Annotated in this window: 11 protein-coding genes and 2 pseudogenes; 5 read left to right on the forward strand and 8 right to left on the reverse strand. The window is 68.9% G+C overall.

Features of this window, described 5'->3' with window-relative positions:
- Window positions 1-442: 442 nt before the first annotated feature.
- Window positions 443-805, reverse strand: coding sequence for a hypothetical protein (locus tag ACQPZP_RS05160; RefSeq protein WP_433476477.1), 363 nt, complete (start codon window positions 803-805; stop codon window positions 443-445).
- Window positions 806-1,252: 447 nt separating this feature from the next.
- Window positions 1,253-1,675: an ATP-binding protein gene (locus ACQPZP_RS05165; protein ID WP_433476478.1), complete on the reverse strand. Its 423-nt coding sequence runs from the start codon at window positions 1,673-1,675 to the stop codon at window positions 1,253-1,255.
- 682 nt (window positions 1,676-2,357) lie between these two features.
- On the opposite strand from ACQPZP_RS05165, the gene ACQPZP_RS05170 reads away from it, so the two are divergent.
- The 3 genes from ACQPZP_RS05170 to ACQPZP_RS05180 all read left to right on the forward strand — a co-directional run bounded on the left by ACQPZP_RS05170 (window position 2,358) and on the right by ACQPZP_RS05180 (window position 7,495).
- The gene (locus ACQPZP_RS05170; RefSeq protein WP_433476479.1) at window positions 2,358-6,497 is read left to right on the forward strand and encodes an HAD-IC family P-type ATPase; all 4,140 of its coding nucleotides are present in this window, start codon (window positions 2,358-2,360) and stop codon (window positions 6,495-6,497) included.
- Window positions 6,498-6,695: 198 nt separating this feature from the next.
- Window positions 6,696-7,037 (forward strand): hypothetical protein, encoded by a 342-nt coding sequence (locus ACQPZP_RS05175; RefSeq protein ID WP_433476480.1) that lies wholly within the window; start codon window positions 6,696-6,698, stop codon window positions 7,035-7,037.
- A 176-nt stretch (window positions 7,038-7,213) separates the two neighbouring features.
- Window positions 7,214-7,495: an ArsR/SmtB family transcription factor gene (locus tag ACQPZP_RS05180; protein ID WP_433476481.1), complete on the forward strand. Its 282-nt coding sequence runs from the start codon at window positions 7,214-7,216 to the stop codon at window positions 7,493-7,495.
- On the opposite strand, the gene ACQPZP_RS05185 is transcribed toward ACQPZP_RS05180, so the two are convergent.
- Window positions 7,435-7,950: a hypothetical protein gene (locus ACQPZP_RS05185; RefSeq protein ID WP_433476482.1), complete on the reverse strand. Its 516-nt coding sequence runs from the start codon at window positions 7,948-7,950 to the stop codon at window positions 7,435-7,437. The two genes, ACQPZP_RS05180 and ACQPZP_RS05185, sit on opposite strands and share 61 nt — an antisense overlap.
- A 622-nt stretch (window positions 7,951-8,572) precedes the next feature.
- On the opposite strand from ACQPZP_RS05185, the pseudogene ACQPZP_RS05190 reads away from it, so the two are divergent.
- Window positions 8,573-9,354 (forward strand): annotated as a pseudogene (locus ACQPZP_RS05190) (transposase family protein).
- Between the two features lie 238 nt (window positions 9,355-9,592).
- Here ACQPZP_RS05190 and ACQPZP_RS05195 read toward each other — a convergent pair.
- The 4 genes and pseudogenes from ACQPZP_RS05195 to ACQPZP_RS05210 all read right to left on the reverse strand — a co-directional run bounded on the left by ACQPZP_RS05195 (window position 9,593) and on the right by ACQPZP_RS05210 (window position 12,162).
- The gene (locus ACQPZP_RS05195; RefSeq protein ID WP_433476483.1) at window positions 9,593-10,132 is read right to left on the reverse strand and encodes a potassium channel family protein; all 540 of its coding nucleotides are present in this window, start codon (window positions 10,130-10,132) and stop codon (window positions 9,593-9,595) included.
- 132 nt (window positions 10,133-10,264) lie between these two features.
- The gene (locus tag ACQPZP_RS05200) at window positions 10,265-11,350 is read right to left on the reverse strand and encodes an FUSC family protein (RefSeq protein ID WP_433476484.1); all 1,086 of its coding nucleotides are present in this window, start codon (window positions 11,348-11,350) and stop codon (window positions 10,265-10,267) included.
- Window positions 11,351-11,613: 263 nt separating this feature from the next.
- Window positions 11,614-11,996 (reverse strand): annotated as a pseudogene (locus ACQPZP_RS05205) (transposase); the annotation flags it as partial.
- Window positions 11,884-12,162, reverse strand: coding sequence for a TetR family transcriptional regulator (locus ACQPZP_RS05210; protein WP_433476485.1), 279 nt, complete (start codon window positions 12,160-12,162; stop codon window positions 11,884-11,886). The gene ACQPZP_RS05210 and the pseudogene ACQPZP_RS05205, both read right to left, overlap by 113 nt.
- Before the next feature lie 298 nt (window positions 12,163-12,460).
- Here ACQPZP_RS05210 and ACQPZP_RS05215 point away from each other — a divergent pair, with 298 nt between their 5' ends.
- On the forward strand, window positions 12,461-13,564 hold the full coding sequence (locus ACQPZP_RS05215) for an integrase core domain-containing protein (protein ID WP_433476486.1): 1,104 nt from the start codon (window positions 12,461-12,463) through the stop codon (window positions 13,562-13,564).
- Window positions 13,565-14,042: 478 nt separating this feature from the next.
- On the opposite strand, the gene ACQPZP_RS05220 is transcribed toward ACQPZP_RS05215, so the two are convergent.
- Entirely contained in the window at window positions 14,043-14,312 is a 270-nt protein-coding gene (locus ACQPZP_RS05220; protein WP_433476487.1) for a hypothetical protein, read from the reverse strand.
- Window positions 14,313-14,406: the final 94 nt, after the last annotated feature.

The following is a 14,406-nucleotide window of genomic DNA, read 5'->3' on the forward strand; positions in this document are numbered from 1 at the left end:
GAGGGGCATGCCCGTCGACGGAGGTCCGGTCCTTCGAGGTCAAAGTGGACGCTTGTTGAAGCGGTCAGATACGCCACTGCCGCCGCGCGTCTTCCGGGACGACCAGCAGCTACCGCTGGGGAGCGCGGATACGCCAGGCGGATCGGGGAGTAAAGGGCAGAAGACGGCAGCGAGCACCGCATCGTCCAGGTCTTCTACAACCCGCCCTGCTGGCCCCGCGACTTGGCCCTCCAAGGTTGGTCGGCAAACGTCCAGCCAGCCGGCCGAAGTTCACTGCGGGAACAGCGACACCGCCCGGGTGGCGATCTTGGTCCGATCGTGGCCCGGGCGTGAGGGCACGGACGTGGGCTTGCGTCTCTGTCAGGGACGGCCGTGGCCGCCGGGTGTGGTCGCTGCGGACCGAACCCGGTGGCCGCGGCCGCGGTGTCGGGACCAGGCGGCGTCAGGCCGCCGGGTGTTGTACGAGGACGCCGAGGATCAGGAGGAGCAGGAGAGCGAAGATCACCACCGAGATGAGCGTGGCGGTGAAAATACCCCTGTTGACCTTGTCCCAGATGTCGCTCCGGTTCTTGGCGCGCTCGTCCCACAGGTGGTAGAGGCGGTCTGACCTGTGAGTCCAGTGTTCGAGGTTCATGACGCACGTGAACAGCCACAGGAACAGGTGCAGGCCGGTCTCCATGCGGCTGTTGTACTGCCAGGACTGCACATCCCAGAGCAGCAGCGCCGCCAGTGCGAGCGCGTACGCGACCTGGGCGAGGCACGCCCTCACGGTCTTGAAGAGCGGTGACCGTGTGATCGGTTTCATGGTCGACTCCAGTTCTGTCGATTGGTCACGTCCGGTTGGTGACCTGGCCGGACGTCGTTCGCCAGGAACCGTCCACGCCGCGCTCGCTCTGACCACCGGCGTCCACCGCCGAATCGAGTTGTTCAGGAGCCTGTAAGGGTGCGGCAACCGACGGTTCCACCAAAGATCACCATCACTCAGGTGAGGCGTCGTGGGTTTGTAGGGGCTCTGGGGTCCCGGGGCGCTTCAGCGCGCTGTGCGACCCCGCCTCCGGTGTGGACGTCCTGGCCGGCTCTCCACGCCGTGGAGCGCCGGCCTTACAAGGCTCCGCTGTTCGCGCCGCTCGAAACTATCGAGCGCAGGACCTGTGCGGGTGGCAGGCGGTTCTCGCCGCCGCGCTGGAACGTGTTCACAAGCGGTGGCTGGACCTCCTGGTGACGACCGGAGGACGGCGGGCCGATCGGCTGATCAATCGGGTGCGCGCTGTGCGAGGGGAGCCGCAGCACGGAGCACGCCGCCCGGTGTGGGGTCTTCGATGCGAAGGGTGCCGTTGTGGCCTTTCGCGAGGGCTCGGGAGATCGCTGGGCCGAGCCCGCTGCCGCCGGGGATCGTGGCGACGGTCCTCGCACAGGCGGACGAAGGGGTGGAGACGCGTTCTTTGTCGTCGGCGGCGATCCCGTCGTCATCGTCGGTGACGCAGAAGGTCGCCTGATCATCGGCACGCGTCGCGCTGACCTGCACGTTGGTGCGGGTGCGGTGCTGGCCGTAAGTCAAGAGGCCCGCCAGCACACCGGCGAACTGGACGGGGTTGCCGGTGACGTTGACCTCCCGGGTGGCGTGGATCTGCACAGGCGGCTCGCCGGTCCCCTTGGTGACCTCCTCGCGAGCCAAGGCGGCCAGGTCGACCGTAGGTCCGTCCTGTCCGTGCAGGTCACGGAGTTTGCGTGGTGTCCGGCGACCGGCCGGGTTCCGGTCCGCGCACGGCGGGGTCGCCCCGGCGCGGCGCACGGCGGCGCGGCCGGATGGTCTGGTCGGCGGCGTGCGCACCAGGATGCGGGGCCTTGGAGCGGATTGGAACAGAAACCGCCGTTGGCGGGATTCTCGCGGGTCCGGGGCGGCTACTCGATGCGGGTGGCGTTCACGCCGTCAGCGTTCCGGATAGGACCCCGGCACCGGAACAGTGTTACGGAACACCCCGGCCCGGGTGCTCGTCCCGGCCGTTCGGTGTTCGGTGAGGGGCGCTCTAACGGACAGTGCGGAGTTGGGGCCGCGGCCCGGGCGATCGGAACGTGATTGCGCTGCTGAACGTCTGAAGGTTTGCGTTCATGATCTTGGATGCGGCATGGGGATATCCCGCTTGACCTGGGGAAGTATCGGCTGGTCGATTCGATGCGGGTGGGTGGGTGTGATCGGTTCTGTTGGGTGCTTGGCGAAGGCGGCTGCGGGCTGGTCATTGAGCGTCGCCGGCGGCGGTGTGGGAGTCACCGGGTCTGCGGCTGGTGGTGCTGCCCGCTGGGCTGGCCGCCGGGCAGGGGCGGGGTGCCGTGCGGTGTCAGCGTGGAGTGGTCCGGGATTGTCGGAGGCGCTGCCGGGTGAAGGCAGGGCGTGGCAGGTGCCCGCGGCGGCTCATGGGGTGAGGCTGCGGGTCGGGGAAGTGTTCGTCGCGGTGGCCGCGGAGCTGTGCGATGTGGGGCGGCACCGGTTCCGGCGGCGGGTGTGGTGCCGTGGCGGGGAGGCGCATCTGGAGGTCCGGGGGTTGGCGGGCGCTGATGGCGATGTGCTGAGCGGTGAAGTCACCGAGGCGCTGTCCCGGCTGAAGGGCGTGCATTGGGCCGAGATCAACGCCGCCACCCAGCAGGTTCTGGTCTCGTTCGATGAGGACCATGTGGATCTTGCTGCGGTGCTGGGCGCCATCGAGGAGGTCGAAGCCGGACACGGCGTGCAGACGCAGCTGTTTTCCCGCGAGAAACCGGAGATTCCCGGCGACCGGGCCGTGGAGCATGTGGCGGCCGCGGGGGTTGCTTCCGGTTTGGCCGGGGTGGTGCTGGCCGCCGCGGGCAGGTTGAGCCTGCGTCCGCTTGCGCCCCAGGCGATACGGCTGCCGATCGTGCTGGCCGAATCCCAGCCGCGGTTGCGCGCAGCGGTTGAGGACCGGCTCGGTAAGTCGTCCTCGGACCTGCTGTTTCAACTGGCCGGTTCCGCTGTCTACGTGGTCACCGCCGATCCGCTCCCGCTGGCGGTGGAGGTGGCCGCGCGTGGGTTGTGCCTGATGGAGGCACGGTCACGGCGACTGGTTTGGGAGCGACGGGCGCCGGAACTGCGCGCCTATCAGCCCTCGCCCGTTACCGCACGGCCGGCTCGTCCGGTGCCGTTGCCGCCCGGTCCGGTCGAGAAGGCCGGCGAGCGGTCCTCATTGGCGGCGCTGGCCGTTGCGGGCGGGTTGCTGGCCTGGATGCGGGACGCCGGCAAGGCCGTGGATCTGCTGCTGGCGACGGCGCCGAAGGCGGCCCGGTCGGGTCGTGAGGGGTTCGCCGCGATGCTCGGCTGCGAACTGGGCCGGGCCGGGATCTTGGTGATGGATGCTTCTGCGTTACGTCGCCTGGACCGTGTCTCGATGGTGGTCATCGACTCGGCGGTGCTGGCAGGCGAGGGTGAACCGGATCCGCTGGCCGACGCGGTGATCGCGGCGGCGCGATCGGGCGGCCGCCGGGTACTGCTGAGCGAGCATCCGGTCGCCACGGAGTTTGCGTCAGCGGCTGATGAGATCCTGCCAGCCGGAGCGGAACTCGCCGACCAGGTCAACCAGCTGCAGGCTCAGGGCCACTGCGTGCTGGTCATCAGCGGCCGCGACGATGCCGCGCTGGCGGCCGCCGATGTCGGTGTCGCCGTTCTGCGCGGACCGTGGGTGTGCTGGTCCGCCGATCTGATCTGCGGGCCGGGCTTGGGGGAGGCATGGCGGGTTCTGCAGGCCCTGGCGGTGGCGCGGCAGGTCAGCGAACGGTCGGCCCGGCTGGCGATCGGTGCAGGCGCGTTGGGGGCGCTCCTTGCGGCATCGGGCCGGCGGCATACCCACGCCGGGCTCTCTCCCGCCTATAGCGCCGCGGGTGTCGCCGTCGTCAGCGGCGCGATCAGCGCGCGGCGGCTGGCCCGGTCGCCTCTGCCTGTACCGGCACCGCGCGGCCGCTGGCACGAGATGACCGCCGAGCAGGTACGTCACCGGCTCGGTGACACCGCCGGCGCCGTCGTCGAAGATGGAGAACCCGATCGTAAGAACGCTCAGCCTGGCGGGGTGATGACGCAGTTCGCCCATGCGGTGGGTGGGGAGCTGCGGGACCCGCTGACGCCGGTGCTGGTGCTGGGGGCGGCGGCCTCGGCGATCGTCGGCTCGGGCGTGGACGCCGCGCTGGTCGGCGGGGTGATGGCGGGAAACGCGGTGATCGGCGGTCTGCAACGGGTCCGCGCCGAACGCGCTCTGGCCTCCCTGCTGCTCGGTGAACAGCTGTCGGCACGGCTCGACACTGGTGACGGATCGGTCCGGTCCGTGCCCGCCGATCGGCTCCGCCCCGGGGACGTCATCCAACTCCACGGATCCGATGTCGTCCCAGCGGACGTGCGCCTGCTGGAATGCGAATGCTTGGAGGTCGACGAGGCCACCCTCACCGGTGAGTCACTTCCCGTGCCCAAAGACCCCGCCCCCACTCCCGGCGCCGACCTCGCCGACCGGTCCTGCATGCTGTACGAGGGCACGACGATCCTGACCGGCAGGGCACGCGGCGCGGTCGTCGCCGTCGGCGCGGCCACCGAGGCAGGCAGAGCCGCATCCGCTGCGGGCGATGGCACCCAGCCGGCCGGTATCCAGGCGCGGCTGGGAGAGCTGACCCGCATCACCGTGCCCGCCGCCGGAATCGCCGGCGCCGCCGTGACCGGTTTGTCGCTGGCGCATCACGTGCCGTTGCGGGAAGCGATCGCTTCCGGTGTCGCGGTCGCGGTCGCCGCCGTTCCCGAAGGCCTCCCGCTGGTGGCGACCGTGTCCCAACTGGCGGCGGCACGGCGGCTGTCCAAGGGCGGGATCCTGGTGCGGTCACCACGGACGCTGGAGGCGCTCGGCCGCGTCGACACCTTCTGTTTCGACAAGACCGGCACCCTCACCGAAGGCAAACTCACCCTCGCCCGGCTCGCCGGCATCGACCAAGAACTGCCGGCCGACGACCCGCATGCGCGTTGTCTGCTGCGCACCGCCGCCCGCGCCTGCCCCAAAGCCGAGGACGTGATCATCCACGCCACCGACCGGGCCATCGTGGAACAGGCCGGTGACCGGCTCGGCCCGGACCAGGACTGGCAGCTGGTCTGGGAGATCCCGTTCGAGACGACCCGCGGATACGCCGCATCGTTCGGCACCACCGGCTCTGGCCCAGTCCTGGCCGTCAAGGGCGCACCAGAGCTGATCCTGGGCCGCTGCACCCGAGACGAGCACGGCCGGCCACTGACGCCCGACCGGCGCCAAGCGGCCGCCGACCGGATCGAAAGCCTCGCTCACCAGGGGCTGCGGGTCATCGCCGTCGCCCAGACCCACTCAAACGGCCAACCCTTGCCGTGTGACCTTGACGCACTCGCCCAGGAGCTGGACCTGCTCGGGTTCGTCGCGATCGCCGACCTGCCCAGACCCACCGCACCCGCCACAGTCCAACGGCTCACCGCCGCCGGTGTCCGGATCACATTGATCACCGGCGATCACCCGGCCACCGCCATGGCCATCGCGCGCCAGCTGGGCATTCCCGGCAGCGATGCGGTGCTCACCGGGGCCGAGTTCGACCGGCTGTCAGAGCAGCGGCGACTCGACCGGGTGCCACGCACCACGGTGTTCGCCCGGGTCTCCCCAGAACACAAGGTCCGCATCGTCCAAGCACTGCAGCAGGCCGGGCACGTCGTGGCGATGACCGGTGACGGCGCCAACGACGCGGCGGCGATCCGGCTCGCCGACGTCGGAATCGGCATGGCCAGCAAATCGTCCACGGCCGCGCGAGGCGCCGCCGACCTGGTGCTCACCACCCCTGACCCGCTCCGCCTCATCGACGCCCTCACCGAGGGACGCGCACTGTGGAACAGAGTCGGTGACGCGGTATCGATCCTGGTCGGCGGTAACGCCGGCGAAGTCGCCTTCACACTCTTCGGCACCGCGATCAGCGGCCGCGCCCCCCTCAACACCCGGCAACTGCTCCTGGTGAACATGCTCACCGACATGGTCCCGGCCCTGGCCGTGGCACTGCGATCCGACAACGACCCACATCGCAACGGCCACGACGACATCCTCACCAACGGCCCCGTCACCCTGTCCGGAGCCGACCTCGCCCGCACCCTCGCCACCCGCGGAGCCGCCACCGCCCTGGGGGCGGGCCTGGCCTGGTACGCCGGCCGGCTCACCGGCCGCGCCCGCAGAGCCGACACCATGGGCCTGGCGGCACTGGTGACCACCCAGCTCGGCCAGACCCTCCTCATCGGAGGAACCAACCCCCTCGTCCTGGTCGCCTGCACCGCCTCCGCCGCCGTACTGGTCGGCATCGTGGAGACACCCGGCATCAGCCACTTCTTCGGATGCACCCCCCTCGGCCCGATCGCCTGGGGAACCGTCGCCATATCCTCGGCCGCCGGAACCGCCGCCGCCATCGCCCCCCGCCTGCTGTCGACGCACCTGATCAACTCCCCGGTCGCCTGAACTTAGGGCGGTTACAGGTTCTCCCTTCAGCGCTGCTGTCGGTGGCCACGCACGCCAGGACGAGCACGCCGAACTGGGCAAAGGGGCCCTACGGATCTGCCCGCCCAAGGGTTGAGACGAGCCGGGTGAGGTAGGGCTCAAAGGATAGGGCCGGTGAAACAGGCCACCCGCAGCCGAAGGAAGACAGGACGTTCAACGATGACCACCGCACAAGCCGAGCGCAAGACCCGCCGGGGGAGCCCCAGGAAGGACAAGGCCACGCGCCAGCGCGGCGAGCAGACCACCACAACCAAGACAGAACCAGGAGGTGGGGTCGACGTCCCGGTTCCCGTCGTCACGCCTCAGCTGAGGGTCTACAAACTCCACATGCCGACGATGGGCGGGCACCTGCCACCACCCGAACGGCTGGCGTTCTACGGAGGGCTCGGAGCCACGGCGATATTCGGGATCATCGACTGGCCGGTCGCCGCCGCGATCGGCATCGGCACCATCCTCGCACGACGGGTCCGCACCACAGGCCGACCACAGCAGCCTCAGTGACAGACCCAGCGATGACCGGACCGGGCCGCAAAAAGGGAGTCTGCCGCTCTTTCGGTGGTGACAGAGGGTGAAGCTATTCGAGGAGGATGCGGTGGCGCAGGAGATGGGAGCCTGCCCGGTCGTACATCTGCCTCTTGATCAGCTTGGTCTTGGTGCTGAAGCACTCGGTGCCACCGTTGCGGCACTTGGTCCAGCAGAACCTGCAACTGTTCGCCAGCGGGGCCGAGTTGGCCGTCGGCGCCGTCGCCGAGCAGCTCGAGATCGGGCAGCCCAACGCCTCCCAGCAGCCGGCGCTGGTGCGCCGCGGTGGCCTGCTGACCTCCCGCCGGTACGGCAAGCACGTCCGCTACCGCGTCAACGTGGCCGCGGTCCACGCGTCGCTGGGCGAGCTGCAGACCTATTTGCGCACCTGCTGCCCGCCTGGGGCGGATGCGGGGTCTTCGGGCACCTTGTCGTAGAGGGCGTGGCAGGTGGTGAGGCCCGGCTGATCCAACCGCCACATCCGGCGTTGTGCTGTCGTAGTGCCCGTTTGAGCAGGACGTCGAACTCGTGCTCCAGTTGCTGCCGGTGCTCCTTCGCCTTGGCCGGGTCGTCGGCTGAGTACCGTCATCGCATTAAGATTGCGCTCGACACGACGGCGGATCTGAGTGCGATCGTCGAAAAGCGTGAAGTCGGGCACGAGGCCCAATCCGAAGAGGGCGGCCCCGGCGGTGGCCGCATCGAACTCGTTGTGCCGAATGGTCAAGAGATATCGCGAACGCGCAAGGAAGTCGGCATAGGGCCATCTCTTCTCGTCGAGTACGGCGAACACTTCGGAGACCAGCTGGCGCAGTCCCTCGGGCAACTCGGTGAGGAGCCGTCGGGTGAGGTCCCCGTAGACGTCGCCGAGATCGATCTCTTCGAAGGTGGCCACGTCGAAGGAGTCCTCAGCGCTGGCGCGTGTGCCCGGAGGGCCGAAGACCAGCAGGGGCGGACGCTGCCGGCGCCCCTCGGGGGTTGCGCAATTCAATGAGCTTGGTGCTGGAGACCGAGTACTCGGCCGGGACCTCCGGAGGCCCTCCCAGGACGTGCACCTGGCCGCGGTCGCCGATCGCGGGGCGGATCCGTCCAGCGATCCGAACGGACAGCTCGGTGTCGATCCACGACGCGGGCACAGCCCGCCGGACGGGCGAGGGAACCTGCCGAGCTTGACCTGCTGCTCAGCGAACTCGTCCAGCTTGCGCACGGTGAACGTGGCCCGCACGAAATCTGGGATACGCCCATACCATGCCGCGGCGCTCCGCTCAGCCAGCCGCGCGGTCGGCGTGTCCGGCAGACCGACCACCGACGGGTTGGCCCGGCTGTGGTGGCGCAGCATCACCGGCGTGCTGGCCATCGGCGTCTGCCAGGCGCTGGTGTTGGCGACCGCGTTCCGTCTGCTGTTCTCCGACATCATGCACCCCGGCGACTCCGGCGGCGAAATGATCGCCGACCTGGCCTACCGGCTAACCGCCCGGGACCGGGACTTGCTCGCCTTGGTGTGGGAACACCGCGTCCTGAGTACCCCCAGATCACCGCCCTGTTCTTCGCGTCCAACGCTGAAATACGTCGCCGGGCTGATCCGCCGCCGGCGCAAGGGGATCGGGTCCAGATGGCGGCTGCTCAACCCCGGGCAGCAGGCCCTGCTCGTCCTGGCCTACCTGCGCAAGGACGAGACGTTGACCGAGATCAGTGCGGGGTTCGGAGTCTCTGCGACCACCGCATGGCGGTATGTGGAGGAGGCCGTCATGCTGCGGTCGGCGCGCTCACCCAAACTTACGCAGGCGCTACGGAAGGCCGCCAGGGACGGGCTGACCCATCTGGTGCTGGACGGGACGCTCATCCACACCAACCGGGTCCGGGCCGACCGCCAGTACTTCTCCGGCAAACACCGGGTGCACGGGATACGTGCAGGTGATCGCCGGTCCGGACGGGACGATCCTGTGGACCTCGGGGGCACTGCCCGGCAAGGTCCACGACCTGACCGCCGCCCGCGTGTGGGGCATCCTGCGGGAACTGGAGAAGGCGGGCATCCTCACCTTGGCTGACAAGGCTTACCAGGGGGCCGAGGCCTCGGTGGTCACCACGCCCTACAAGGGCAAGGACAAGCCGGAGTCGCAGAAGCAGGCGAACCGGTCGCACGCCAAGCTCCACGGTCCGGGCGAACGCGCGAACGCCCGGCCCAAGTCATGGCGGATCCTGCACAAGCTGCGGTGCAGCCCGGGCAAAGCCGGCCACATCGTCAAAAGCCATCGCCGTCCTACAAAACCACCGCGTCGCCCGCTCCGCCCGAGGATGAAATAGGCTCCTTGATTCGAGTCGGCGGCGACCCGGAGGTCAGGCGTCTGCGAGGCCCGGGGCCGGTCCACTTGATCAGCGTCAGCGGGTTGACGGGGGGAGGATGCACCGCTCCCAGGCGTCCTCCATGGCGTTTGTTGAAGGTCGTCCGCTCCCGCGTCGCCGTACGGCCGGCAGCCGGATCGTCTTCAGGCGCCCGCCGGGCGGGCGGTCTGGAACCGGACGACAGGTCGCGGGCGCTATGAGTCCTTGTCGGTGGCTTGGTCCCGGCGTTCGATGCCGCGCCGTGTGGCCTCCAGGAACACCTTCGCGACGGCACCGATGACCAGGAGGTCGGCGATCATCTGCACCGTGGTCAGTGTTCGCGCGGTCTGCGAGCGGGGCACGATGTCGCCGAAGCCGACCGTTGAGAAGACCGTCACGGTGAAGTACAGGGCGTCGAGGTGCGTCATGGGCTCGGAGAAGCTGTTCGGCCCGTTGTCGGCCATCAGGCAGTAGCCCACGGCGAACACGATCAGGAAGAGCGGGATGGACGTCGCGAGCGACTCGATGGCCCGGAGCGTCGGGGAGAGCGAGCACACGATCGCGTGGGCCTGCCAGGCGACGAGCACTCCGAGAATCGCCAGCGCGACGCCCAGCCCCACCGCCGTCGCCGCTGTGAAGGGCTCGGTCAGGGGGGCCGCGAAGTAGGCGGACAGCAGGCACGCCGTGGTCAGGGTCGAGCGAATGGCCGTCCAGAGGATGAGCCTGCGGCGGGCTCGGCGCGAGTGAGTGTCCACAGTCTGTCCATGCCCGCGCCGGGCCGGCTCCCGCACGCCTCCTTGCCAAAGACACCGCAGAGGCGGGGGCTCACGTCGATCTCGTCATGAGATGCCGCGGGCCGGTGGCGGCCGAGCCGGATCGGGACATGGTCAGGTCGGTTGTGGGGGCGCTTTGGCGGTCCGTTCGGTGAACAGGCCCGCCAGCAACATGACGAGCACACCGATTCCTACACCGCACAACGTCCACAGCACCCGGTAGCCCTCGGCCGCATAGTCAGAGGGCTGCGGAATGTCCACCAGGATGAGCACTCCCGCGGCGATGGCCGCGTTGTAGAGCGTGTAGTTCCAGAAGCGGATCCCCGCCCCGTGCATGAACAGGACGAGCGCCACCACTTCGAGTCCGCGATCCACCGCGAACAGCCTGAGTCCGTGTTCGCTCGCGGGCACCAGCAGCAGCAGCCCGGCCGCGACGGCGCCGATCAACGCGCCGGCGAGGCGCTGCGCGGATACGAGTGTCGCCTGCTCCAGGTTCGGCTTCATCGCGATCATGGCCGCGATCGGGATCCAGTAGCCGTGTGACAGGTTCGGTCCGAACGCAAGCGCGATGGTGCCGGCAATGACCAGGGCGCGGATCACCGCGAACATGATCAGTGGTGGGGTCAGTTCCTTCCGCGAGGTGTCACCCGGGATCTCCGCGAGTGGCTGGGGCGAGTCCGCGCGCCCGCTGATCAGCCACCAAACGAACGTCACCGCGATCCACAATGCCGCCCCGCCGGCCCAGGCGAGCACCTGAGCCCAGAGGTAGCTGGTGATGTGGTCTTGTTGATGGAGGCTGAACTCGAGTCCGATGGCGACGATGAACCAGATGTTGAGAAGCAGGGCGTTGACGAATCTGTGCACCCCGAATGCGAGGGCCAGCCCGGCGGCCAGCGTGACCCCGAAGGTCGCCAGCATCAGCCAGCCCCAGGCGTCCGCCCCGATTCCAAACCCCAGCGCGGTCACCCCTGCCCCGATCAGCGCAAAGCCGGAGATGCGCGTCACGCGATCCCCGTAGCCGCCTCCCGGGTCACACAGCGCCGTGAACAACAGGCCGAACAACCCGCTGAGAAGATACTGCTCATACCCGATCGCCCAGATGACGAACAGCGGCACGAGCGCGACGTCCAAGAACACCACGGCTCGCGGCCAGTTGACGCCCGCGGGGTTGATTTCGAACATCTTCGACAGCCAGCTCATGACCCTCCGGCTGTGAACGGGCTGTCCGTCTCGTTCGGTTGCCCTGGTCATGGCCGCCCCCTGTTCGCCCGTCGCCGGGTACGCCGCTTCAAGGCGGTGACTTCTGGGGGTTGTGCTGGTGTACCCGGCTGAGCACCGCCCATTCCCAAACCCGGTGTCGTCCACGACCGGCGCTGCCCTTGCGGTCGCCCTGCGGGATGGCGGGGGCTGCGCCGACGTCGGGACGAGACCGCGACAACGGATCAGCCGGTGTCACGGTCTCCGTCGGCCCACAGCGCGGTGACGGTGACGATCCCGTTGTCGGTCTTGCCGTAGCGGCCCAGCCCTTGGTGGCCGACGTGCGCGGTGGCGGCACCGTCCTTGCGGTCACCGGAATCGTCGATGTCCAGCACCCCGCCTGCGTGCGGGCCGTCGCCGGAGTGTCCAGCAGCAACTCCAACCGCCGGTCATTGACCCGGTCGGCGTCCCAGCACGACTCGGTCCGGAAGAACCGCAGCCGCTGCACCGCCCGATGCTGCGCCCCTGCCACCGGCTCAGCACCGGCCAGGCAGGTCAGCGTCTTGTTCCGCTCCCGCGGCGCCAGCAGACCGGCCAGGTACTCCCGGAACCCCCGCCGCTGCGCCAGATGCGAAAACAGGTCCTTGATGACAGGGAAGAGGGCCCCATCGGCGGTAGACGCCGGTATCGGCCACGCCCGCGTGGGCCGCGACGTCACCGACCGTGAATTCGCCGTAGCCGCGCTCGCCGGGGCGGGCGTCGTCACCTTGGCCACAGCCGTATTCACCGGCCGGTGGCTGATCAAGAGCACCCAATCGTCACGACCGGCGATCCCGGCCCCGCGCGTTCATGAGAACAACAGGAGTCACTGACGCGGCCAGGGGCGCTACGCGGGATGTCGCGGCGCCCAGGGTGAGGTCTGGGTGGCTTGGGTCGGCGCGTGGCTGAGGATTTCGACCTGATCTGGCAGGGGTTGCGGGCGACTCGATGGGACCCTGTGCTTGCCGAAAAGTACGTCCGTGCAGGTGAGAGACGTAGTGCCTGGCAGGCAGTGGCGCCGGGCTTGGACAGCTCCGGGACGGGCCACGACACCGCTGTGCCGCGGGATGATGGGTGGCTGTGCTGTTGCGGCTTGCCTACTTGACCGTGGCGAACACCTTCGCGGCCCTCCGCCTGCTCCCGATGACCGATTGGGAGAAGGACACCGAAATTTTGGTGCTGCGGCATCAGATCACCGTGCTGGAGCGCCAGCTGGACGGGACGCGGGTGCGGTTCACCGCTCCGGACCGGGCACTGCTGGGGGCGCTGCTGCACCGGCTGCCTCCCGAGGCGTTGCGGCGGACGCGGCTCCTGGTCCGGCCGGACACGGTGCTGCGCTGGCACCGGGACCTGATCGCCGGTCGGCACGCCGCTCGATCCAAACCCAAGCGGCCAGGCCGGCCACCGACCGTCCGCTCCATCCGGCTGCTGGTACTGCGCCTGGTGCGGGAGAACCCGAACTGGGGCTACCGGCGGGTGCACGGCGAGTTGCTGGTGCTCGGCGTCAAGGTGGCTGCCTCTACCGTCTGGGAGATCCTCAAGGACGCCGGCGTTGATCCGGCACCTGAGCGTTCCGCCACGACCTGGGCCGGTTTCCTGCGCTCCCAGGCCGAGGCGCTGCTGGCGTGTGACTTCCTGGAGACCGTGACCCTCGCCGGTACCCGCATGTACGTGCTGGCGGTCATCGAACATCACACCCGCCGTGTCCGGGTTCTGGGCGCCACCGCCCGCCCGACCGCTGCGTGGGTGACCCAGGCGGCCCGGAACCTGGTCATGGACTTGGAGGACGCGGGTTGCCGGGCACGGTTCCTGATCCGCGACCGGGACGGTAAGTTCCCTGAGCTGTTCGACGCTGTCCTGGCCGATGCCGGTATCCAGGCGGTGCTGACCGGGGTGCGGATGCTGAGGATGAACGCGGTGATGGAGCGGTGGGTGCAGACCTGCCGCCGTGAGCTCCTTGACCGGACTCTGATCTGGAACCAGCGGCACCTGCTCCACGCACTCGGCGAGTTCGAGACCTTCTACAACGAGCATCGCCCGCATCAGGGCATCGCCAATGCTCGCCCGTTGAAGCCGCTGCCGCCGCCGATCAACGAATCAGACCAGATCGCCTACCTGAACGTCCGAAGACGCCAACGTCTGGGCGGGATCCTCAACGAGTACGAACATGCGGCTTGACCTGCGCGGACGAGGTTTTCGGCAGGGGCAAGGACGGACAACCCTACAGGCCCAAGAAGCCAAAGTGAGCTAACCATCTAACCAGGGTTAATGAGTGACGGTGGTCGGGTGAGTCTACGGTCCGGTGGTGTGGGCGTATCCGGTGGCATGGCCAGTACCCCAGGGCGTGAGAATGAGCACCGTCGTCCAACAACGACGAGAACGGGCCCGGGTGCAGGCCGCACAATGGTTCGGCGAGGGTCGGCCCAACGCGTTAATCGCCGCCGAGTTGCGGGTCGGGCTTCGACAGGTGGGGAAATGACGGCGGACCTGGCGCGAGGGCGGAGCCGAGGTGCTGCGCCCGAGAGGGCGCACCGGCGGCCCGGTAGCGGTCACCGCGTCCGGGTCATGGCCGGCGCCGGACGAGGCGGCGTTCGCGGTGCTGCGCCCCATACGGGGGGGCTGGTAGCGGCGGGACAGCTTGCTTGCGTTTCGCTGGTCAGTGGGCCTGGCCGCCGTGCCAGGAGCAGGTGCCGCGCCCTGTTGAGGACGACCACGTGCCATCTGCGCACATCGTTCCTCCGCCAGGCGGAACGATGGGGCTGATAGACGGCACGACCGGTACGACAGGTGGGCTGGACTGCATCTGCCTGCCGAGTTGATCTAGCAGCCGATTGATGGCCTCGTCCTCGGGGTCGGGGTACATACAGACTTCGTTGCGCATCATCAAGATTGCGGGGTCGTCGCCCGGCCCGCAGTTGATCTCCATGGGCGGTCCTTGCTCCGGAACCGGCGAAGGAGAAGTCCAGACCTGTGACGCTGTGGGGGAGGGCTTCCGTCCGGACTCGCCCGAGGGATGAGTG

The organism is Spirillospora sp. CA-142024 (assembly GCF_050942325.1).
Taxonomy (GTDB): domain Bacteria; phylum Actinomycetota; class Actinomycetes; order Streptosporangiales; family Streptosporangiaceae; genus Spirillospora.